Here is a 20887-nt window from a genome sequence, read left to right as displayed (position 1 = left end):
TGCCTTTGGGTGCTCAATTTACTGCTGCTGCGCGGGTCGCCTGTATTTCCGGGCGATCAAGCGCTTGACTGTCTATCGCAAGCCAGGCCAGAGAGACTTCTTCCTGAGCGCTGAACTGCGGAGCTGAACTGTCGTTGAGATTCTTGACTACCAACTCGGTGCTATCTGCGGTTTCGAACTGGTAGCGAATGTACTCACCGACATAGTGGCGCGCGACAAAGCGCGCCTTGATCTGATTGCCAGTACTGCCGAGGCGGTCGGTAAAGGTGAGTTTCTCTGGGCGTACAGAAATGGTGGTGGGTGCGCCGACTTCCGTGCAGTTGGCCTTCAGGCAGCTCACTTGCGCGCCGTCTTCCAGGCGTACGGTGACGGTTTCATCCTCGACTGAGGCGATGGTGCCCTTGAGCTTATTGCTCTCGCCGATAAAGTCAGCAACGAAGAGGTTGGCCGGGCGCTCATACAAGACGTGTGGCGCAGCGCATTGCTGGACGATGCCATTGTTGAATACGGCAATGCGGTCACTCATGGTCAGCGCTTCGGTCTGATCATGGGTCACGTAGATGACGGTAAAGCCCAACTGCGCATGCAGGCGTTTGATCTCAAACTGCATTTGCTCACGCAGCTTTTTGTCGAGTGCACCGAGTGGTTCATCCATCAGCACGATATCCGGGGCGAAAATCAGTGCGCGGGCCAACGCTACACGCTGGCGTTGGCCGCCGGAAAGCTGCCCCGGGTGGCGGTTGCCAAAGTCTTGCAATTCAACCAGCGCCAAGTACTCATCGACCTTGGCATTGATTTCAGCTTTACCCATTTTGCGAACTTTCAATGGGTAGGCGAGGTTTTCACGCAGGGTCATATGGGGGAACAGGGCGTATTGCTGGAAAACCATGCCGATATTGCGCTGGTAGGGCGCGATGCTAGTCACTGAGCGGCCATTGATCAAAATCTCGCCGCTGGTGACGTCTTCAAATCCGGCGAGCATCATTAAGCAGGTGGTTTTGCCTGAGCCTGATGGGCCAAGCAGGGTAATAAATTCGCCCTTGGCTACATCGAGGTTGAAGTCTTTGACCACCAAGCTCTTGTGGTCATAGGTTTTTTTAACATTAGTGAATTGCAGGAACGGTTTGTCCCCAGCTTGCTCAGCCATACATCTCCCCGCCCGAACCCAAAACAAGCCTGGTTTTGCAGCCAGAACCTGTGTGTTTTATCAGCAGTAGCGCCGCTCATCTGCGATCTGCTGTTGTTAATGAAGCAACAACAAAGCAATTACTACGCCAAGCAAAACAGATGGCCCAGCTCAAGCCCTGCGGTGCAAGTACAGACTAGTTGGCTCTGGGCTTTTGGCCACTATGGTGTGGGGAGGGGTAACAGTCGCCGACAAGCAAGTGTCGACCGTACTCGCACGTTATTGGTGCGTCTGCTTCGGTTTGTCGTGGGGCGGGGAGGCGTTGCGGGTGAAAACCCGCCAGATGGCTATGCATCTGGCGGATTTTAATCAGGCTTAGCTGTTTGGCAGCAACCGGCAGGTCAGGCTCTTGATGTAGCGGGTTTCAGCAATGGCCGGGTGTACCGGATGATCCGGGCCTTGGGCACCGCGCTCCAGCAACTGGATATTGCGGTCCAGATGACGTGCGCTGGTCAGCAGGATGTTTTGCAAATCATCTTCTGGCAGGTGCATGGAGCAGGATGCGCTGACCAAGATCCCGTCTTTATTCAGCAGGCGCATGGCCTGTTCATTAAGGCGGCGGTAAGCGGCCTCACCGTTTTTCATGTCCTTTTTGCGTTTGATGAAAGCCGGTGGATCGACAATCACCACATCGAAGCGCTCTTCAGCAGACTTCAACTCTTTCAGTGCAGCGAAAGCGTCGCCTTCAACGCACACCACTTGCTCGGACAAACCATTAAGGGTGGCATTACGCTCTACGCCGTCCAAGGCAAAGCTTGAAGCGTCGACACACATGACTTCGGTTGCGCCGAATGCTGCGGCTTGCACGCCCCAGCCACCGATATAGCTGAACAGGTCCAGCACGCGCTTGCCTTGGACGTAGGGGGCCAAGCGAGCGCGGTTCATGCGGTGATCGTAGAACCAGCCTGTTTTCTGACCTTCGATGACCGGCGCTTCGAATTTAACCCCGTTCTCTTCCAGCGCGACCCATTCAGGCACCACGCCGAAAGCGGTGTCGACATATCGCTCAAGGCCTTCAGCGTCACGGGCGGCAGAATCGTTTTTGAGCAAAATACCACTTGGCTTAACAACTTGAATCAGCGCTGCGAGCACGTCATCTTTGTGCCGCTCCATGGTCGCTGAGGCCAGTTGCACGACCAAAATGTCGAAGAAACGATCAACCACCAAACCTGGCAGCAGATCAGAGTCGCCATAAACAAGGCGATAGCAAGGCTTGTCGAACAGGCGATCACGCAGGCTCAAGGCGACGTTGATGCGATGCACCAGTAAGGACTTATCCAGCACGTGCTTAACGTCTCGCGACAGCAAGCGCGCGCAGATCAGGTTGTTCGGGCTGAGCGCGACGATGCCAAGTGGCTTACCGCCTGCCGCTTCAAGAATGGCTTGGTCACCCGCGGCAAAACCGTTGAGCGGGGTAGCGGCAACGTCAATTTCGTTGCTGTATACCCAAAGATGGCCGGCGCGCAGGCGTCGGTCGGCATTGGCTTTCAGGCGCAGGCTGGGCAGGGACATTGGCTACTCTCCGGGAAAAGAGCGGAATTATAGCGCAGCAGCGATCCTTCGTGTCTCCTGCCTTGCCTCGCGCTAAAGCAGGCCCCGGCGCGGCCGTGAACGAAACGGCACAGACCCTAGTGCCTGCCCTGGCTGGTTTTAGCACTGGGATAATGTGAAAATTAGCGGCTGAAATACTGACCGAATTGGCCGCCCATGCCCGAATTACCTGAAGTCGAAACCACCCGTCGCGGAATTGCGCCGCATCTCGTTGGCCAGCGTATCAGCCGGGTAATAGTGCGTGACCGGCGTTTGCGTTGGCCGATTCCTGAGGATCTGGATATTTTGGTTTCCGGTCAGTTGATCGAAAGCGTTGAGCGGCGCGCCAAATACCTGCTGATCAAACTTGAGACCGGCAGTTTGATCAGCCATTTGGGCATGTCCGGCAATTTGCGTTTAGTGCCCTGCGGTACGCCTGCGGCTAAACATGAGCATGTCGATATTGAACTGGAGTCGGGCATGGCGCTGCGCTACACCGACCCACGACGTTTCGGTGCGTTGCTCTGGAGCAATACCCCCTTGGAGCATGTACTGCTGAGTAAGTTGGGGCCAGAGCCGCTGACCGATGCGTTTGCCGGTGAGCGTTTGTATGAGATGTCGCGTGGCCGCTCAATGGCGGTTAAGCCCTTTATCATGGACAACGCGGTGGTGGTCGGAGTCGGTAATATTTATGCAACTGAGGCGTTGTTTGCCGCTGGGATTGATCCACGCCGGGAGGCCGGGACCATTTCCAAGGCGCGCTACGTCAAGCTGGCGGTAGAGATCAAGCGCATCCTGGCCCATGCCATTGAACGGGGCGGTACCACCTTGCGCGATTTTATCGGCGGTGACGGCCAGCCCGGCTACTTCCAGCAGGAGCTGTTTGCCTACGGCCGTGGCGGTGAGTTCTGTAAAGTCTGCGGCACTACTTTGCGCGAGCTGAAACTCGGCCAGCGTGCCAGTGTTTATTGCCCGCGTTGCCAGCGTTAAGCAGCTTATAAACGGTCGTTCGCGGTTTTTCCGCAGGCCCGAATTTGGCTAAAGAGTGATGCAGTCTGCGTTATCAAGGCAAAAAGCCATTTGAGCTACGCTTGTGGGTGGATATTGAAGTTAATCACGCTGACAATTGGCGCAGCGCTGATATAGTTATAAGCACTGACTCTGTATCGTTGAAGGATTATTCCATGAATCTGTTTCGCTCGATCGCTGTTGTCCTGGCGCTTTCCACTGGCCTGCTGGCACTACCGGCGTCGGCTGAAGTGGTTCAGGAAGATGTCAATACAAGTGGCGACCCGATCTACACCGCCAATGCCCCTAAGGCATATTCAATGATTGGCGACCTGCTCATCGCACGTCCCCTGCTGATTGGTGCGACCATCATCGGGACTGCTGCATTCATCGTCAGCCTGCCATTTACTGCCTTGGGCGGTAACATTGATGAAGCGGCGACTGCATTGATCCAAGAGCCGGGCCGCGAAGCATTCCAGCGTTGCCTGGGTTGCACCAGCGTAGGCTACAAAGGCGGCAACTGAGTTTCTACTCAGGCTTAAAAAACCGGCGAGCGCCGGTTTTTTTTGTGCTTATCTTTTGTTAAACAGGCATCGCTTTGCAGGTCACGGGCGGACAACGCCTTTTTGTCGGCCATCTTCAAGTTTACATATCCGGGTTAATCGGCGGTTTTTGGTGGACAAACTTCCTTTGTCACACGGATTGGACTGTTGGCTAATTGCATGGATATTGGGTTATCGGCTTTTGACTCACGTAGGGTGGTTGACGCTTTTTTCAGCCACCATTTGCGCGACCGGATATTGGGATAACTGGCTGTAAATGGTGGCCAAGCTTCGCGTTGACCACCCTTGGATTGGACCATTTACGCCGCTGGATAGCCCATAGGCGGACAGCACGTTTTTTGTCCGCCATTCTCTGGCGCAAATATTCGGATAAACCGCTCAACCTTGGTGGACAAGCTGCGCTTGTCACGCCCTACGGAAATACCTTGGCTGTTTTAACGCAGCAAACTGCCAAATCCCTGCGGGCGATGATTACAGTTTGTCAGCTGCAGTGCGTGCCACAGCATCGCTTGATTGCTGGAAATAACCGGTATACCTAAGCGTCGCTCTAGCTCATCAAGCAGACCTAAGGTGCGCAGGTTGGTGCAGGACAAGAACAGCGCGTCAGCCTTGTTACCTTGCAACAACTGCTCAGCAGCACGGACAATCGCATCCTCTGGAATCCGTGGAATCAACTCGTCATCCAGCACAGAGAAGGTGCCGAACGCGCTGACCTGCAAGCCTGCCTGCTGCAAGCCAAGGCAGATCGGGAAATTGACTTCGCCAATATAGGGTGTCAGCACCGCAATCTTTCTTGCATTCAATTCACGGAGTGCTGCTTTGACTGCGCTCCATGGGTTGGTTACCGGGATACCTGGATGCGCAAGATTTATCAGGCGGCTGACTTCCTGTTCGCCAATCAGGATGCTGCCCGATGTGCAGCCGAATGCCAGAACATCGAGGGGCATTCCCGGTACTAACAACGCACTGGATTGGGTCAGGCTCTGGGCCATGCTGCGCAAACCATCTGGGGTAACGGTGGGGCTACTGGGCGTGCGTGTGCTGTATAGCTCAACCCGTTCGCCGAGCAGTTGGCGCCATTCATTCTCAAGCGTGAAATCAGTGGCCAGTTGCACTAAACCAATTCGTACATGGCCATCGTCACACCTGCTTTGATGCTCGAAGTGCTGTTGCAGGGCTTGAAACTCGGTGAAGGTTTCGATCATCTCAGGCGTCCTCAAGCAGGCGGGCAGCGTAGTTGGCGATCGCGGTGTCCTGCACGCCGGTGCCAGTCAGGTCGCAGACCGTGATTTGCCGCTCATCTGTGCGGGCGCTTTGTGGATTGTTGATTAAGCTGCCAAGCTCGAATATTTCGCGTTGTAAGGCGGGCGCGTGATGCAATTCGCCAAGAGCGCGCGACTGGCTGAGACGATCAACCACCAACACATCGGCGCTGGCCAGAATTGTGGGTTGCAGTTCGTTCTTGTGCGGGTTATCCGAGCCCATGGCTGTGACGTGAATACCTTTGGGTAGATCTGCCCAACGAAGAACTGGCTCGCGCGCTGGGGTGGTGGTCACCACAATATCAGCCTGAGCACAGGCACTGGCTGCGCTGTCATGAATGCTCACATTCAGGCCGTATTGTTGCTGCATGCGCGCGGCATAGGCCTGTGCCTTGCTTGGGTCACGGGTGTGCACATGCACCTCGCGGATATCACGCACCAAGCGTAACGCCACGACTTGAAGTTCGGCTTGTAAGCCCGCGCCAATCACTGCCACTCGCTGTGAGTTGCTACGCGACAGGTGCTTGGCGGCAATCGCCCCAGCCAGAGCGGTGCGAATATCGGTCAGATAACCTTCGTCAAACAACACCGCATCAACTAAGCCGGTCTTGGCTGAGAACAGCAGCATCAAACCGTTCAGGCTCGGCAGGCCGAGTGCCGGGTTATCGAAAAAACCGGGGCTGATCTTGATCGCAAAACGTGGCCAGCCGCGAATGTGCGCGGTTTTAACATCCACTTCACCGTTATTCTCGGCAATATTCATGCTCAGGATCGGCGGCATCTCAACTTCGCCACGGCCCAGTGCGGCGAAGCCCGACTCAACAGCTTCAAGGGCTGCGCAGTCCAGCTTAACCAACTGCGCAATCTGCTCACGGTTATAGATGTGCATAGTTTGACTCCCCAGCGAGCTTGCAGGCTTGGGCAAAGGTGGTGTTGGAGAGATTCTGGCCGCTGATCACCAGCGCCACATGCCGACCGCGCAGGTCTATTTGATGTTGTTCAACTGCGGCAATGCCAACCGCTGCTGCACCTTCGACTATCAGTCGCTCATGGTTGAATAGATGCAGCATGGCGCGGGCAATCTGCTGTTCATCAACCCGATAACCTCGGTCCATATAGCGCTGGGTCATGACGAAGGTCCAGGCGTTTTCAAGGCCAATCCCACCACCCAGGCTATCCGCCAGAGAGGCGACCTCTTGCACTTGCACCGGATGACCCGCGGCCAGGCTCTCGAGCATTGCCGCACCTTGATTCATGCTCACACCAATAACTTCAGCCTGAGGGTTGATGGACTTAACAGCCAAGCCCACCCCGGCGATCAGGCCGCCACCCGACAACCCCGCGAAGACCGTGTCGATCAGCGGTTGCTGTTGCATGATTTCCAGCCCGCAGGTGCCTTGCCCGGCAATTACCAGTGGGTCATCAAAGGGCGAAATATAGGCCAGGCCTTGTTCGTGCTGCAGACGCCGCGCTTCGATATCGGCATGGTCCTGAGTATCGCCAACAATCACCACCTGAGCGCCGCTTTCGCGCAAGGCCGCTACTTTGTTGTCCGGTACCAGTTTGGAAATGCACACCGTGACTGCAATCTGCAAATGTCTTCCGGCGTAAGCCAGTGCGCGACCAAAATTGCCGGTCGACATGGTCACTACACCGCGCTTGCGTTGTGCGTCACTCAGACCAAGCAACGCGTTGACCGCTCCGCGTAACTTAAATGCGCCAGTGGGTTGCAGGTTATCGAGCTTAAGCCAGACATCGCAGTTCCAGCGTTTGGATAATTCTTCGCTGCGCAGCAATGGGCTGCGTTCGGCCAACACGGCAATGCGTTGTTGGGCCAGATAAATGTCTTTGAGGGTGAGTTCGGTTTGCATCTTATGCAATCCTTAACAAAGCCGGAGGCTCACATGAGCCTCCGGCGGGGCGGGCTTACTTGGCTTGCCAGTCGCCGCTGGTAACCAGCTTGTCGGTGACTTTATTCACCGCACGTTCGGCGCGGGCAACGATGTCATCCACCTCGTCGCGGCTGACAATCAGCGGCGGGGCGAAACCGAGAATGTCGCCGTGCGGCATGGCCCGTGCGATCAAACCTTCTTCCAGGCAGGCGGCAGAAATCTGTGCGCCAACTTTCAGGTTCGGGTCGAAGTGCTGGCGCTTGCTGCGGTCGCTGGAAAACTCCAACGCTGCCAGAAGACCAATACCACGCGCTTCGCCCACCAATGGGTGCTCGGCAAAGGTTTGCTGCATGCGCTGTTGCAGATATGCGCCGGTGTCGCGGGCGTTGGCGGTGAGGTTTTCGCGGTCAATGATGTTCAGGTTGGCGATGGCCGAAGCGATCCCCATTGGGTGGCCGGAGTAAGTGTAACCATGGCCGATGGCACCGTAGGTATCGGTGCCTTGTTCAAGCACTTGCCAGACTCGCTCGCCAACAATCACCCCGGACAGTGGCTGATACGCAGAGGTCAAGCCTTTGGCCACGGTGATCAGGTCGGGTTTCATCTCGTAGTACTGCGAGCCGAAATCCATGCCCAAACGACCAAAGCCGCAGACCACTTCATCGGCAATCAGCAGGATGTCGTATTTATCCAGTACCTTGCGGATCTCCGTCCAGTAGCCTTTAGGCGGTGGCACGATACCGCCGGTGCCGAGGACGGGCTCACCGATCATTGCGGCAACGGTATCCGGGCCTTCGGCGAGGATCATTTCTTCGAGTTTTTGCGCGCAGTAAACCGAGAACTCTTGCTCGCTCATCGCGTCATCTTCGCGGCGATAATAAACCGGTGCGACGGTGTGCTTGATGCGCTCAAGCGGTAGGTCGAAGTGCGCGTGGAAGACCGCCAGCCCGGTCATTGAGCCCGACGCGATACTCGAGCCGTGGTAGCCGCGGTCGCGGGAAATAACTTTCTTTTTGTCTTTGCGCCCGAGAATATTGTTGTAGTACCAAACCAGCTTGAGCTGGGTTTCGTTGGCGTCCGAACCGGACATGCCGTAATAAACTTTGCTCATGCCTTGGCCGGCGAGTTTGACGATGCGCTCTGATAGATGCGCCATGCCTTCGGTCGTATGGCCAACATAGGTGTGGTAATAGGCCAGCTGCTTGGCCTGCTCGTAAATGGCTTCGGCCATCTCAGTTCGACCGTAGCCAATGTTTACGCAGTACAGCCCGGCAAAGCCGTCGATAAATTCGTTGCCGAGTGAGTCCTGAATGCGAATGCCTTGGGCGCCGGTGATGATCCGCGCTGGGCTTTCACCGTGGGCATGCTGCTTGAGGTGAGTTGAGGCGTGGAAAACGTTTTGGCGATCAATCTCGATGATTTTCTGGGTGTCGAGGGTCATGATGATGTCCTTGGTTAATGGGGTGATGCGCCGGTACTGAAGCGCAATTAACAGCCGCTGACACTGGGTAAGTTACCCAGGCAGTAGTATTTGATTTGGGTGTACTCATCCAAGCCGTGGCTTGAACCTTCGCGCCCCAGACCTGATTGCTTAACTCCGCCAAAAGGCACAGGCGGGCCGGTCATCTTCACTGAGTTGACGCTGACCATGCCGAACTCCAGACCGCGCATCAGTTGCCAAATCTGGCGTATGTCGTAGCCGTAAACGTAGGCGGCGAGACCGTATTCGGTGTCATTGGCTTGGTTGATGAGTTCGTCAATGTTGTCCCAAGGCAACACACCGGCAATGGGGGCAAAGTTCTCTTCGCGGTACACGCGCATTTCAGGGGTTACCTCGGCCAGCAGGGTCGGCACAAAGAAGTTGCGCCCCGGCGCCTGCTCCTGCTCGCCAACCAGCAGCCGTGCGCCTTTGGCCACTGCGTCGTCAACGAGCTCTTGGGCCTTGGTGACGGCTTTTTGGTTAATCAGCGGGCCTTGGTTGACCCCACGAATCAGGCCGTTGCCCAGGGTCAATTCGCTCATGCGCCGGGCAAATGCTTCAAGGAAGGACGGGTACAGTGAGCGGTGCACGAAGATTCGGTTAGCGGCCAAACAATCTTGGCCGGTGGTCTGGAATTTGGCGTCGACTGCAGCTTGCGCGGCCTGCTCTACATCCATATCAGGCAGGACGATAAAAGGCGCATTGCCGCCCAGTTCCATCGAACACTTCTTCACCGTCGCAGCGGATTGTTCCAGCAGCAGGCGACCGACGCGGGTCGAACCGGTGAACGACAAGGCTTTGACCTTATCGCTGGCACAGATCACCCGTGAGACCATTTCTGGTTCGCCGACAATGACGTTGAATACACCCGCTGGAAATCCAGCCCGTTCAGCCAGCTCGGCCAAGGCCAAGGCTGAGAAGGGTGTTTCACCGGCAGGTTTAACCAGCACCGTGCAGCCTGCGGCTAACGCGGCCGCAGCTTTGCGAGTGATCATCGCGCAGGGGAAATTCCACGGCGTAATTAATGCTGCCACCCCGATAGGCTCGCGCATGCTGCCGAGTTGCGCGTTGTTGATATGGCTTGGAATGGTGTCGCCATAGGCGCGGCGTGCCTCTTCGGCAAACCAGCTGATAAAGGACGCGGCGTAGTCAATTTCGCCCAGTGCTTCAAACAGGGGCTTGCCTTGCTCCAGTGTCATAAGCCGCGCAAGGTCTTGTTTATTCTCCAGCAGCAGGTCGTGCCACTTCTTGAGAGTCTCGCCACGTGCTTCCAGTGACATGGCCCGCCAAGCCGGAAAGGCTGCATTGGCTGCATCAATGGCCTGAACAATTTGCGGCTCATCAAGTTGGGTGCAGCGGCCAATGATTTCCTCGGTTGCGGGGTTGATTACCGCTTCATCGCGCCCGCAAGTGCCAGCGGTCCATTTGCCATTGATGTACGCCAGTTGGCGAACTAAGCGTGGATCTTGGAAATTGTGCATGCAATGCATCCTCTCTACGGGCCTGCTCTGGAACAATTCAGCACAGGACGTGGTGCGTATTTATGGCTTCCACTCTAGAAGGGATTGGGTGTGGGTTTTTTCTCTTCGGGCTGCTTGGGATCTGTGTTTTTTTGCTTTACGGGCGTTTAATCGGGTGTTTTTTTTGCTGGCCAATACCCGCATTTCTGTGCGGCTAATCAGGCCGGCTCACTGTCTATTTCCAGCGGTGGCTCACAGTGCTTGATGGTTTTTGTGACGATGTAGGTGAAGTACCTTTCAATGCCCAGGTCGGCCATCAGCCAACGGTCGATCAAGCGTTGGTACTGATCAATATCCTGGGCCATGACCTTGATGATGTAGTCGATGCCGCCGCCGGTGGCATAGCACTCGGTGACTTCAGGGCATTCATTGATGGCGCGCTCGAAACGCTGAAAAGCTTCACGGTTGTGCTGTTTGAGACTGATCTCGACCATGACCGAAGCACGCTTGATCAGCACTTCCGGGTTTAATTGTGCGCCGTAGCCGCGAATAACGCCGGCTTCTTCAAGGCGTTTAACGCGCTCCCAGCAGGGGCTGATAGACAGGTTGATCGCCTCGGCCAAACTGGATTTTGTGATGCGGCCATTGTGCTGAAGAATTTGCAGAATCTTCAGGTCGTAACTGTCCAGACGCATAGCTGTGCCCCGGCGCAGACCACCGCGCCCTGATGTGAAAAACCGGCGAGAGGGCTCGCCGGCCAGTGGGCTGTACTTACTTGTTCTCTAAGTCAGCAATTTCTTTTTCGAGGGATTTAAGCGCAGTACCCGCTTCAGGGCCCGCCAGCTCAACTAACTTCTCGCGCAAGGGCATGCTCGCTTTGCGGAAAACGTCTTTCTCTTCTGGGGTCAGGTGAACAATCTTGATGTCCGGCTTGGCTTTTTTGATCTTCTCCAAGCGGGTTTTGCTGTACTGTTCCTGCGTGTCGAAGATGTAGGGGCCGAGCTCGGCTACCGTTTCATCAATAATCTTTTTCTGGTCATCGGGCAGGCCCTGATACCAGGATTCGCTCGACAGCACAGCGACGGTGAACTGCTGCTGACCCGACCAGGTCAGCACGTCGTTGACTTCATAGAACTTCATTTCTTCGATGGCGAAGATCGGGTTTTCCTGGCCGTCGACCATCTTCAACTGCAGTGCGCCATAAACCTCGGAGTACGGCAGCGGCGTTGGCACCGCACCGAAGGCTTTGTAAGCTTCCACCAACATGGGGGAGGCCATTACGCGCATTTTTACGTTTTCGAAATCTGCTGGTTTGTGGATTTCTTTGTTGGTCGTCCACACCATCTCACCTTCCGGGTACATGGTCAGAAGACGCAGGTTGCGGTCTTTTAGTTTATCGGCCATTGGGCCATAGATGGTCGGGCTTTCGGTCAGCACTTTGAGATTGACCTTGTTGTCTTGTGACAACAGGTACGGCACTGAGAACACCTGCATTGACGGGGCGGTGGAGCCGAGAATCCCTGTGGAACCGTGGGTGAATTGAATCACGCCGTTGGCGACCAACTCCGTCAGGTCTTCCGACTCGCCCAATGAGCCATAGGGGTAAACCGTAACGGTGATTTTACCGGCGCTCTTTTCTTCAACCAGTTGTTTGAATTTTTGCGCATAGGCGTCTTGCACACTGCCGCTGATTTCTTCGAGTGCAAACTTCCATTCTTCTGCCGCTGCCAGGCCCGCCTGACCTGCCAGAACCAAACCCATAGCCGCAGCTAACGCGGCTTTTTTCAAAGTGCTGAACTTTCTCATGGTGCTGTCTCCATTTTTCTTTTAAGTGCAGGGTTTTGTTAGTTATCCACTATGTCGGCAATCACTGCGAGGGTATCGCCAATGTCCACTAATGCTGGAAAGCGTCTGGCAACCAGCAAACCATCGCGTTCGGCACGGTATTCAACAGCCGGTGTGCCTGTACGTTCAAAGGCATGCACCCGTGCGACCAGGTCGCCGCAGGTAACCCGGTCGCCAACGCTTAAATTGAGTTCGAGAATGCCGCGATGCAGGCTTTGCACGTAGCAACTGGCATCGGGCATATCCAATTGGATAAGCGGCTCATCCGCTGGCTCCAGTTGACCTTGGGTAATGCCGGCAAATTTCAGAAAGTTGCGCACCCCTCGGTCTGCCAGGGCCATGGTTTGGGGCGTGCTGGTGCCGCCCCCGCCTAACTCGGTTGTGACGAACACCTTGCCCTGGGACTCGACCGCCGTGTCGTACAAGGAGGCGGCATCCAATTCAAATAGAATCATGCTCGCAGCAGTGCCAAAGGCTTTGGCGCCTTCAATACACTTAGCTTCTTGCTCAGGCTCGGGCAAACGATGAGCCGCTGCAAAAGGCATGATGTCCAAGGTTTTACCACCCGAATGAATATCCAGTGCGTAGTCGCATAGCGGGATCAGGGTGCGCTGAAAGTAGTCGGCAATTCGTTCGGTCATGCCACCGTATGGGTTGCCGGGAAACGAGCGGTTCATGTTGCCTTTATCGATCGGCGAGGTACGGCTGCCATTTTGTACGGCTGGATAGTTCATTGCCGGGATGATGATCACTCGACCCTGCACATCGTCTGCACGCAGTTCATTGGCCAGCTTTAGAAGTGCGGTGATGCCCTCGTACTCATCGCCATGGTTGCCACCCGTCATCAGGGCGGTCGGCCCGTTCCCGTTTTTCACCACAGTGATGGGGATCATAATGCAGCCCCAGGCTGATAGATCATGGGAGTAGGGCAGTTTCAGAAAGCCGTGCTGCACGCCGTCTTGAGCAAAATCAACGGTTACACTCATGGTGCTCGCGGCGAGCGCACTGGCATGGTTAGCCAGTTGGTGTTCAGCCTCTGGAGAAATGTTGGTTGCTGCAATACTCATCTCAAGCCTTCACAAACAGTTGACGCGAATAATCGCAAAGGGTGTCAGCGCCGGTTTCAGTAATCAGGATGCTCTCTGTTGTCTCCAGCCCCCAATCGTCCAGCCATAGACCGGGCATAAAGTGAAAGGTCATGCCCGGTTGCAACACCGTGGTGTCGCTTTCACGCAAGCTCATGGTGCGTTCGCCCCAGTCAGGCGGGTAGCTCAGACCGATTGGGTAGCCGCAACGGTTATCGCCCCGGTCATAGCCGTAACGGCGTAATGTGCTGTTGAGTTCACGGGCAATATCGCCACAGGTATTGCCGGGTTTAGCCTTCGCGAGACCTGCTTCCAGGCCTGCGTTAATGGCTTCTTCGGCTTTGCGAAATGCCGCCGATGGCTCGCCCAGGTAAACGGTGCGTGACAACGGGCAGTGGTAGCGTTTGTGGCAGCCGGCTATTTCAAAGAAGGTACCTTCGCCCTGTTTGAAGGGGCGGTCGTCCCATGTCAGGTGCGGGGCCGAGGCATCTTTGCCTGACGGCAGCATGGGTACGATTGCCGGATAATCGCCAAACTTGCCCTCATGTCCGGTGCAGGCAACGCGGTAGATTTCAGCCACCAAAAGGTTTTTCGGCAGGCCCGGCTCGATCATCTCGAGAATGGCGCGGTGCATATTTTCAACAATGCGTGCGGCCACGCTCATGTATTCGATTTCTTGGTTGGATTTAATCGCCCGGCACCAGTTAACCAGCCCCGTGCTGTCGAACAGTTCAGCCTTTGGCAGGCCTCGCAGCAGCGCCTGATGAGACGTGGCGCTGTAATAATAGTTGTCCATTTCGACGCCGATCACCCCCGAGGTCCAGCCACGGGCGGGAAGCACGTGCTCACACAGGTAATCGAGTGCGTGATGCGGCGGGTTCATCACATAGTTGTCGCTGTATGAGCTGATATTTTCTTCAGCTAGGTAAACCGTGCGTCGGGCACCGTTGGCATCGATGCCACGGCCGAACCACAGCGGCTCACCCTGTTCACCTACTACCACGCATTGCGGTGTATAGAACGACCAGCCGTCATAGCCGGTAAGCCAAGCCATGTTGGATGGATCGTGAACAATCAGAGTTGTGATCCCTTTTTCAACCATGGCAGCACGCACCTTGGTCAAACGTTGGGCGAACTCTTCACGGCTGAAATTCAACGCAATTTCACTCATGACAGCATCTCGATAACGAACGCAATAGAACGTTCAGAACTCAATCAGCCCGCTGGCAACGCCAAACGGACGCCTGTGCTGCAATCCATCGATATACGCCTGAGCGCCACTCAATGGCCCCTCCGTGGGTGCTCCGTTTGGAATACTTGTGAGCACTCAGTGGAGAAATTGTACTGAAGCCTGCTAAAATGACCGGGACAAATACAGGTCAATACCTTTCGAGTTCAATATCATGATCATTACAATTATCGTCAAGGAATTTATTGACCTATGACAATTGACCTGAAGCCGTTTATACGCAGCGGCCAGCCTAAATACCTAGCCATCGGCAATGCGTTGACTGAGGCCATTACCACCGGTGCGCTGGTGCCGGGCAGCAAGTTGCCCACTCATCGCGAGCTGGCTGAAACCCTGGGTGTCAGCGTGCAAACCGTAAGCAATGCCTATGCCCACGCTGAAAAACAGGGCTCAGTTTATGCTCAGGTGGGTAGCGGTACCTTTGTCCGTAGCCGACATGTCAGCCATGAGTCGGATTACTTATCGACTGACGAACACGAAGATCCGAGCCGCGGCATTGATCTGTCCACCGCGCATCCGGTGTGCACCCCGCGGCATGTGAAGCTCTATCGTGAAAGCCTTGAGCGATTGGCACGTGAAGGGCGTGATGACTTCATCACATCATTCCACCCGACCCAGGGGCTGACCCAGCACCGTGAGGTGGTCTGTGACTGGCTGGCAGGGCAGAAACTACCGGCTGATCCGGACAATATGCTGTTCTGCAATGGCGCCGCACATGCCCTGACCATTGCCATGGCAACGGTGCTCAAGCCCGGTGATACCGTGCTTTGTGAGCAAGAAACCTGCATGTTGTTGATGGCGCTGGCGCATACGCTGCACTTCAAGCTTAAGGGGCTGGCTGCCGATGATCAGGGGCTATTGCCTGAAGCGCTGGAGGCTGCGTGCAAACAGGGTGGGGCGCGTGTGCTGTTCTGCACGCCAACGATGAACAACCCAACCACCGATACCATGGGCCTTGAGCGACGGCAGTCGATTGCTGATCTGGCCCGTAAATACGACCTCACCGTGGTTGAGGATGATGTCTACGGTGCGCTGCAGCCTGATCGCCACCCGCCGTTATCGGCGTTTATTCCTGAGCGCAGTTTCTATGCCACCAGCCTGACCAAAATATCCCTGCCGGGGATGCGTGCGGGTTACCTGGTGACCCCGCCAAATATGGTTCAGCAGGCAATTGGCCGGTTGCGCAGCACGACGTGGATGGCGACCTTGATGCCTTTCGAGATCGCCAGCTGGTGGATGCAGGATGGCACCTTGGACCGCATGGTGAGCTTCCAGCAGCAGGAGTTTGCGGTGCGCCAGGCGATGGCCCGCGAACATCTGACTGCTTGTCAATTCAAGGCGGACCCCAACGGCATGCACATTTGGGCAGAGCTGCCAGGGCATTGGTCGCCAGAAAAGTTCGCCCGCCGTGCGCGTCAGGAAGGTGTAATGATTTTCCCGGCGGAGCCTTTTCTTGCAGCAGTAGACCGCGCTAATCAGCGCGTTCGTATTAGTTTGGGCGCTGAACAAAGTCGTTCACGGGTCGTTACCGGTCTGAATACCTTGAATGAGTTGATGGTAGAAACTCCGCCACCCATGCATTTTGTGTTCTAAAACGGCGCAAAATCATTACATGCGCCCAATTATTGAGCATTTGTAATGATTCAAATATTTAATTGACATGATTTTTTCTCGGCGATAAGGTTTGGCCTCCACAACAAGAACAGTGTCCGCTCATTTGAGCAGGGCCGGAGGTAGCTATGTCTTGGCTGCGCAAGTTGGATCGGATGCTGGAGAAGCTTGAAGCCTTCATCCTCGCGAGCGGCATTTTGCTCATGGCGCTGAATTCGGTTGGCAACGTGTTTGGACGTTACCTGTTCAATCAGAGCATCTACTTCTCTGAAGAGCTCAATCAGTTTTTATTGATTTTTGTGACCTTCGTTGGCTGTAGCTATGCGGCCCGTAACAGCCGGCATATCAGCATGAATGCATTTATTGAGCATCTCACCGGCAAGCCCGCAGCGATCACCTTGCTGACCATCAATGCACTCACTGCCGCGCTAATGTTTTGGCTGACTTGGGCGTCTGTGGCGTATGTCGAGTCCGCTGCTAGGGTTGGTCGCTCCTCGCCCGCGCTCCAAGTGCAGTTGCATTACATCTATCTGGTGATTCCTTTTGGGTTGGGCATGACGGGGCTGCAATTTACCCGTCACGCCTTTATCCAGTTGCAGGTGTTGCTGGGGCGTCGTGAGGCTCCCTCACTGCACGTCGACGCCACCATTCCTTCGCAACACTGAGCCCGCCCCCATGGATATGACCACCACGCTGTTAATCATCATGCTGGTGCTGCTGCTTAGCGGTTTCCCAATGATGACCACTTTGCTGGCTGCTTCGGCGGCAGGCTTTACCCTGTTTTTCACCATGGGCCCTGAGTTCATCATCCAGCAGATGATTGCCGGTATTCGCCCAGCCGCGCTGGTGGCGGTGCCAATGTTCATTCTGGCTGCGGATATCATCACCCGTGGTGCTACGGCGAATCGTTTGCTTGATGTGGCAATGGCCTTTGTGGGTCATGTGCGTGGCGGCATGGCGGTGACCACCGCGTTGAGTTGCGCGCTATTCGGTGCGCTGTCGGGTTCGACTCAGGCAACTGTGGTCGGGGTTGGCAGCATCATGCGCCCTAAAATGTTGCAGCAGGGCTACAAAGATAGTTTTGCCATGGCATTGATCATCAATGCATCAGACATCGCCCTGCTGATTCCACCCAGCATCGGCATGATTATTTATGGCGTGGTCTCCGGGACTTCGGTTGCCGAGTTGTTTATCGCAGGTATCGGCCCGGGCCTGCTGTTGATGGTTTTACTTTGCGGCTATTGCTATATCTATGCCCGTATTACCGGTATCCCATCTGGTGAGAAATTCACCTGGGCACAGCGTCTGCTGACTTGTCGCCGGGCAATATTGCCGTTGCTGCTCCCCGTGATGACCATCGGCGGTATTTATACCGGCGTGTTCAGCCCAACCGAGGCGGCTGCCGTTTCGGTGCTCTATGCACTGATTCTTGAGGTTGTGATTTTTCGGCGAGTCAAACTCAGTGAGCTGTCATCGATTGCGCTGTCGACAGGCTTGATCACAGCGGTCGTATTTATATTGGTGGCGGCGGGGTCGGCGTTTTCCTGGGTGATCTCGTTTGCTCAGATCCCGCAGCAGATCCTCAGCGGGATTGGCATCATGAGTGCGTCGCCGACTGAGTTGCTGGTGATCATTTCGGTGGCATTTTTTATCGGCTGCATGTTTGTCGATCCGATTGTGGTAATGCTGATTCTGGTGCCCATCTTCGCCCCAGCGGTGCGGGTGTCGGGTCTCGATCCCGTACTGGTCGGGACGATCATCACCTTGCAGGCTGCCATCGGCTCGGCAACGCCGCCCTTTGGTTGTGACATCTTTACCGCCATTGCGGTATTTAGAAGGCCTTACTTTGAGGTGATTCGTGGCAGCTTGCCGTTCTTTGCCATTTTGATGCTGATGTCGGTGTTGCTGATCATGTTCCCACCGATCACCTTGTTCTTGCGCGATCTGGCGTTCCGGTGAACTGCCCCCGGTGGTCGACGCTCTTTTCGGCCACCATTAACGGCCACAAATATCCACGAACGTTCCATCGCAAGGTGGGCACGCTTGGCGTTGCCGCAGCCTACGAATATGGACCCGGTAGGACGGACAGCGTTTTTCTGTCCGCCATTGGTGGCCAAGGGATGTGTGGTGCTTTTGTTAGCTGCGGTCAGCCAATACGCCAATCAGGAAGAACACCAGCAACAGCACAGGCGCGAGCGTGTAGTTGTTGAACTGGCCAAGACCGGCGCTGAGGTAGGGCGTTAGGAATACGATGGCCAAGCCATACACCACGGCGCATACAACGACGAAAATCAGGGTGCGAAAGACAAAGTTCAGTCCGCCAATGCTGCGCTGAACCCATGCGTTGATAGCGGGACCGAAAAGTACAAACAAGGTCGCCATGATCGCCAGTGAAATGTCGTACAGGTGGCTGCGGCTCCAGCGTGACAAAGTGGCGGTTAGGTCAAGTAGCAAGTCCATACGGTGTCCTTAGAGCAAAAGGCTCATCAACTGCCTATCAAGGCAAAAACTGTTGCAGTAAGTCGTTCAAAAACAGCTGACCCTCAGCTGTTGCAGTGAGACGATCTGGATTGTTTTCGAGTAGCCCGCGCTGCTGTGCCTGTGTGCGTGCTTCGCTCAGCAGGCTAAGCGGCAGTCCGGTGCGCTGGGTAAAGAGTTCGCTGGCAGCCCCTTCTGTCAGGCGCAGTACATTCATCAAAAATTCAAACGGCAACTCATCCTGCCCGAGAATGCGCTCGCCTGCACTAAATCGCTTGTTCGGGTCGAGGTAGTCTTTGGGCAGACGGGTTTTCCAGGTGCGACGGATAATGCCATCAGGGCTGCTGAGTTTGCCGTGAGCGCCCGCACCAATCCCGATGAAATCGCCAAAACTCCAGTAATTCAGATTATGCCGTGCCGCCTTGCCGGATTGGGCGTAAGCCGATACTTCATATTGGGCGTAACCGTGGGCGGCAAGCAGTGCCTGGCCGGCTTCCTGAATGTCCCACAGCGTATCGTCTTCAGGCAGTACAGGTGGTTGATTCCAGAACACAGTGTTGGGCTCAAGCGTCAGTTGATACCAAGACAAATGCGTCGGTTGTTGCGCTATCGCGGTTCGCAGGTCAGTCAGTGCATCGTCAATCGACTGATCCGGCAAGCCATGCATCAGGTCGAGGTTGAAGTTATCGAAGCCGGCGGCGCGGGCCATATCAGCCGCACGCACAGCTTCATCGCCATCGTGAATTCGGCCGAGCGCTTGCAGCTTGGCTGACTGGAAGCTTTGCACGCCAATCGACAGCCGATTGATTCCCAACTTGCGATAAGCCGAGAACTTAGCTTGTTCAAAGGTGCCCGGATTGGCTTCGAGGGTTATTTCAATGTCGTCGACAAATTTGATGCGTTGCTCAACGCCCGCCAGCAGACGCCCGAGCGCCTTGGCTGAAAACAGACTTGGAGTACCGCCGCCAAAGAAAATCGATGTCAGCTCACGCCCGTGGACTGCAGGTAAGTCGGCGTCGAGATCTGCCAACAACGCATCAACGTATTCTTCCTCTGGCAAGGTTGGAGCTGCCGCGTGCGAGTTGAAGTCGCAATAAGGGCACTTCTTAACGCACCAGGGAATATGGATATATAACGCCAGCGGCGGCAATACAAAACCTTCAACCACATGATGGTTGCGGTCGCTGGCGATGGTTGCGCCAGCGCTCGACGCTGTAGTCATAGGCCCAGCCGTTGCTTGAACAGAGCCATGGCGCGGGCGCGGTGGCTGAGCTGGTTCTTCTCGGCAGGGCTTAATTCGGCACTGGAACAGTCCCGCTCAGGCACCCAGAACAAGGGGTCATATCCAAACCCATGGGCACCTTGCGCAGCGGGTAAAATGCGTCCATGCCACAGGCCTTCACAGATGATCGGCAATGGGTCATCAGCATGACGAACCAAGGCCAGGCAGCAGACAAACTGAGCACCACGTTGTCCGGGGGCGACATCTTTCAGCGCTTCAAGCAGCTTGGCGTTGTTGGCAGCATCGCCTTGGCCATCAGCGTAACGCGCTGAGTAGATCCCAGGGGCTCCGCCGAGATGGTCTACGGCTAAGCCCGAGTCATCGGCAAGTGCTGGCAAGCCTGATACGCGTGCAGCATTGCGCGCCTTGAGGATGGCATTTTCAACGAAGGATAAACCGGTTTCCTCAGGCTCAATGTTGCTGAATTCTCCCACCGAGCGCACGCGAATAGCATCGCCAAGCATGGCCTGAAGTTCTTTGAGTTTGCCTGCGTTGTGGCTGGCGAGTACGAGTTCAGTGAGCTGGATCATTCGTCTGGGAAAAATTCCTGGTTGAAGTTGAAGCTGTGCGCCTGGCCATCGCCCGCAGTGACGTTGATGGTAAAGCGCAAGACTTCGCGCTGCTCGAAAGGGAACTGCGCAAGGTAGTAAATGGCACCTGTTTCGCTGACCTGCTTAAAGCTCAGCGGATAGTCTGTGCCCAGCAGGTTTTTCACCGTGCCGGTGACGTTAGCTGGGCTGGCCTTGCCGGCTTTGAGCACGGCAATATTAACCACACCTTGAGTTTTGCTGCGCACTAAACCATTGGCTGCGGCGATATCGGGCTGCAGAAACCCTGAGTTGAACGCGTTGTAATGAACGTCCAGGTCACCATATGTCTGCTTGCGCTCAGCGAAGGCTGGCAGGCTCAGACACAGGGCCATTAGTAATACGGCAAGGCGGCGCATGGTGGGTCTC

Annotated in this window: 20 protein-coding genes; 5 read left to right on the top strand and 15 right to left on the bottom strand. The window is 55.5% G+C overall.

All coding sequences use genetic code 11. The features are described 5' to 3' along the window. Positions 1-13: 13 nt before the first annotated feature. Both ACIGCM_RS15300 and ACIGCM_RS15295 read right to left on the bottom strand, forming a co-directional pair. Complete coding sequence (locus ACIGCM_RS15300) at positions 14-1147, bottom strand: ABC transporter ATP-binding protein (RefSeq protein ID WP_397502941.1); 1134 nt, start codon at positions 1145-1147, stop codon at positions 14-16. A gap of 354 nt (positions 1148-1501) precedes the next feature. After that, positions 1502-2698 (bottom strand): class I SAM-dependent rRNA methyltransferase, encoded by a 1197-nt coding sequence (locus ACIGCM_RS15295; RefSeq protein WP_397502940.1) that lies wholly within the window; start codon positions 2696-2698, stop codon positions 1502-1504. A 195-nt stretch (positions 2699-2893) separates the two neighbouring features. Between ACIGCM_RS15295 and mutM the strand changes: the two genes are divergently transcribed. Together mutM and ACIGCM_RS15285 are read left to right on the top strand one after the other, a co-directional pair. After that, complete coding sequence (mutM, locus tag ACIGCM_RS15290; RefSeq protein ID WP_397502939.1) at positions 2894-3706, top strand: bifunctional DNA-formamidopyrimidine glycosylase/DNA-(apurinic or apyrimidinic site) lyase; 813 nt, start codon at positions 2894-2896, stop codon at positions 3704-3706. A 194-nt stretch (positions 3707-3900) separates the two neighbouring features. Next, the gene (locus tag ACIGCM_RS15285) at positions 3901-4248 is read left to right on the top strand and encodes a multidrug transporter (protein WP_397502938.1); all 348 of its coding nucleotides are present in this window, start codon (positions 3901-3903) and stop codon (positions 4246-4248) included. 473 nt (positions 4249-4721) lie between these two features. On the opposite strand, the gene ACIGCM_RS15280 is transcribed toward ACIGCM_RS15285, so the two are convergent. The 9 genes from ACIGCM_RS15280 to doeA form a co-directional block, all read right to left on the bottom strand. Further along, positions 4722-5492 (bottom strand): aspartate/glutamate racemase family protein, encoded by a 771-nt coding sequence (locus tag ACIGCM_RS15280; RefSeq protein ID WP_397502937.1) that lies wholly within the window; start codon positions 5490-5492, stop codon positions 4722-4724. 1 nt (position 5493) lies between these two features. Beyond that, positions 5494-6438: a cyclodeaminase gene (locus ACIGCM_RS15275; protein ID WP_397502936.1), complete on the bottom strand. Its 945-nt coding sequence runs from the start codon at positions 6436-6438 to the stop codon at positions 5494-5496. Beyond that, entirely contained in the window at positions 6425-7420 is a 996-nt protein-coding gene (gene eutB, locus ACIGCM_RS15270) for a hydroxyectoine utilization dehydratase EutB (RefSeq protein WP_397502935.1), read from the bottom strand. The genes ACIGCM_RS15275 and eutB overlap by 14 nt, the downstream gene beginning before the upstream one ends. Positions 7421-7475: 55 nt before the next feature. Beyond that, positions 7476-8882, bottom strand: coding sequence for an aspartate aminotransferase family protein (locus ACIGCM_RS15265; RefSeq protein WP_397502934.1), 1407 nt, complete (start codon positions 8880-8882; stop codon positions 7476-7478). 47 nt (positions 8883-8929) lie between these two features. Continuing rightward, entirely contained in the window at positions 8930-10402 is a 1473-nt protein-coding gene (locus ACIGCM_RS15260; RefSeq protein ID WP_397502933.1) for an NAD-dependent succinate-semialdehyde dehydrogenase, read from the bottom strand. Between the two features lie 197 nt (positions 10403-10599). Next, a complete protein-coding gene (locus tag ACIGCM_RS15255; RefSeq protein ID WP_397502932.1) occupies positions 10600-11076 on the bottom strand; it encodes an Lrp/AsnC family transcriptional regulator in 477 nt (158 codons plus the stop codon). Positions 11077-11152: 76 nt separating this feature from the next. Further along, the gene (locus ACIGCM_RS15250) at positions 11153-12187 is read right to left on the bottom strand and encodes a DctP family TRAP transporter solute-binding subunit (protein WP_397502931.1); all 1035 of its coding nucleotides are present in this window, start codon (positions 12185-12187) and stop codon (positions 11153-11155) included. A gap of 38 nt (positions 12188-12225) precedes the next feature. Continuing rightward, positions 12226-13293 (bottom strand): N(2)-acetyl-L-2,4-diaminobutanoate deacetylase DoeB, encoded by a 1068-nt coding sequence (gene doeB, locus ACIGCM_RS15245; RefSeq protein WP_397502930.1) that lies wholly within the window; start codon positions 13291-13293, stop codon positions 12226-12228. 1 nt (position 13294) lies between these two features. Further along, complete coding sequence (gene doeA / locus ACIGCM_RS15240) at positions 13295-14482, bottom strand: ectoine hydrolase DoeA (protein ID WP_397502929.1); 1188 nt, start codon at positions 14480-14482, stop codon at positions 13295-13297. 270 nt (positions 14483-14752) lie between these two features. Between doeA and ACIGCM_RS15235 the strand changes: the two genes are divergently transcribed. The 3 genes from ACIGCM_RS15235 to ACIGCM_RS15225 all read left to right on the top strand — a co-directional run bounded on the left by ACIGCM_RS15235 (position 14753) and on the right by ACIGCM_RS15225 (position 18130). Continuing rightward, the gene (locus tag ACIGCM_RS15235) at positions 14753-16153 is read left to right on the top strand and encodes a PLP-dependent aminotransferase family protein (RefSeq protein ID WP_397502928.1); all 1401 of its coding nucleotides are present in this window, start codon (positions 14753-14755) and stop codon (positions 16151-16153) included. Between the two features lie 146 nt (positions 16154-16299). Then, a complete protein-coding gene (locus ACIGCM_RS15230) occupies positions 16300-16836 on the top strand; it encodes a TRAP transporter small permease (protein WP_397502927.1) in 537 nt (178 codons plus the stop codon). Between the two features lie 16 nt (positions 16837-16852). Beyond that, positions 16853-18130: a TRAP transporter large permease gene (locus tag ACIGCM_RS15225; protein WP_397503312.1), complete on the top strand. Its 1278-nt coding sequence runs from the start codon at positions 16853-16855 to the stop codon at positions 18128-18130. 177 nt (positions 18131-18307) lie between these two features. Here the strand turns inward: ACIGCM_RS15225 and ACIGCM_RS15220 are convergent, their stop codons facing one another. Genes ACIGCM_RS15220 through ACIGCM_RS15205 form a run of 4 tightly spaced genes read right to left on the bottom strand, consistent with a single transcriptional unit; the run spans position 18308 to position 20877 of the window. After that, entirely contained in the window at positions 18308-18631 is a 324-nt protein-coding gene (locus ACIGCM_RS15220) for a DUF3392 domain-containing protein (protein ID WP_397502926.1), read from the bottom strand. Between the two features lie 37 nt (positions 18632-18668). Continuing rightward, positions 18669-19871, bottom strand: coding sequence for a radical SAM family heme chaperone HemW (gene hemW, locus ACIGCM_RS15215; protein ID WP_397502925.1), 1203 nt, complete (start codon positions 19869-19871; stop codon positions 18669-18671). Further along, entirely contained in the window at positions 19868-20461 is a 594-nt protein-coding gene (rdgB, locus tag ACIGCM_RS15210) for an RdgB/HAM1 family non-canonical purine NTP pyrophosphatase (RefSeq protein WP_397502924.1), read from the bottom strand. Before rdgB ends, hemW begins: the two co-directional genes overlap by 4 nt. Further along, complete coding sequence (locus ACIGCM_RS15205) at positions 20458-20877, bottom strand: DUF4426 domain-containing protein (RefSeq protein ID WP_397502923.1); 420 nt, start codon at positions 20875-20877, stop codon at positions 20458-20460. Before ACIGCM_RS15205 ends, rdgB begins: the two co-directional genes overlap by 4 nt. Positions 20878-20887 lie beyond the last annotated feature (10 nt).

The sequence above is a fragment of the Pseudomonas sp. NPDC078700 genome (assembly GCF_044542375.1).
GTDB lineage: Bacteria > Pseudomonadota > Gammaproteobacteria > Pseudomonadales > Pseudomonadaceae > Aquipseudomonas.
The sequence above is the reverse complement of the archived record's forward strand: the minus strand, read 5'-3'. Positions and strand labels throughout refer to the sequence as shown.

Excerpts from the sequence above, each read along its gene's own strand:
- ACIGCM_RS15230 (WP_397502927.1), top strand. The coding sequence starts at position 16,300 with ATGTCTTGGCTGCGCAAGTTGGATCGGATGCTGGAGAAGCTTGAAGCC.
- ACIGCM_RS15280 (WP_397502937.1), bottom strand. The coding sequence starts at position 5,492 with ATGATCGAAACCTTCACCGAGTTTCAAGCCCTGCAACAGCACTTCGAG.
- ACIGCM_RS15285 (WP_397502938.1), top strand. The coding sequence starts at position 3,901 with ATGAATCTGTTTCGCTCGATCGCTGTTGTCCTGGCGCTTTCCACTGGC.
- ACIGCM_RS15300 (WP_397502941.1), bottom strand. The coding sequence starts at position 1,147 with ATGGCTGAGCAAGCTGGGGACAAACCGTTCCTGCAATTCACTAATGTT.
- hemW (WP_397502925.1), bottom strand. The coding sequence starts at position 19,871 with ATGACTACAGCGTCGAGCGCTGGCGCAACCATCGCCAGCGACCGCAAC.
- ACIGCM_RS15260 (WP_397502933.1), bottom strand. The coding sequence starts at position 10,402 with ATGCACAATTTCCAAGATCCACGCTTAGTTCGCCAACTGGCGTACATC.
- ACIGCM_RS15265 (WP_397502934.1), bottom strand. The coding sequence starts at position 8,882 with ATGACCCTCGACACCCAGAAAATCATCGAGATTGATCGCCAAAACGTT.
- ACIGCM_RS15255 (WP_397502932.1), bottom strand. The coding sequence starts at position 11,076 with ATGCGTCTGGACAGTTACGACCTGAAGATTCTGCAAATTCTTCAGCAC.
- ACIGCM_RS15205 (WP_397502923.1), bottom strand. The coding sequence starts at position 20,877 with ATGCGCCGCCTTGCCGTATTACTAATGGCCCTGTGTCTGAGCCTGCCA.
- ACIGCM_RS15250 (WP_397502931.1), bottom strand. The coding sequence starts at position 12,187 with ATGAGAAAGTTCAGCACTTTGAAAAAAGCCGCGTTAGCTGCGGCTATG.
- doeB (WP_397502930.1), bottom strand. The coding sequence starts at position 13,293 with ATGAGTATTGCAGCAACCAACATTTCTCCAGAGGCTGAACACCAACTG.
- rdgB (WP_397502924.1), bottom strand. The coding sequence starts at position 20,461 with ATGATCCAGCTCACTGAACTCGTACTCGCCAGCCACAACGCAGGCAAA.
- ACIGCM_RS15275 (WP_397502936.1), bottom strand. The coding sequence starts at position 6,438 with ATGCACATCTATAACCGTGAGCAGATTGCGCAGTTGGTTAAGCTGGAC.
- ACIGCM_RS15295 (WP_397502940.1), bottom strand. The coding sequence starts at position 2,698 with ATGTCCCTGCCCAGCCTGCGCCTGAAAGCCAATGCCGACCGACGCCTG.
- ACIGCM_RS15225 (WP_397503312.1), top strand. The coding sequence starts at position 16,853 with ATGACCACCACGCTGTTAATCATCATGCTGGTGCTGCTGCTTAGCGGT.
- ACIGCM_RS15220 (WP_397502926.1), bottom strand. The coding sequence starts at position 18,631 with ATGGACTTGCTACTTGACCTAACCGCCACTTTGTCACGCTGGAGCCGC.
- mutM (WP_397502939.1), top strand. The coding sequence starts at position 2,894 with ATGCCCGAATTACCTGAAGTCGAAACCACCCGTCGCGGAATTGCGCCG.
- ACIGCM_RS15235 (WP_397502928.1), top strand. The coding sequence starts at position 14,753 with ATGACAATTGACCTGAAGCCGTTTATACGCAGCGGCCAGCCTAAATAC.
- eutB (WP_397502935.1), bottom strand. The coding sequence starts at position 7,420 with ATGCAAACCGAACTCACCCTCAAAGACATTTATCTGGCCCAACAACGC.
- doeA (WP_397502929.1), bottom strand. The coding sequence starts at position 14,482 with ATGAGTGAAATTGCGTTGAATTTCAGCCGTGAAGAGTTCGCCCAACGT.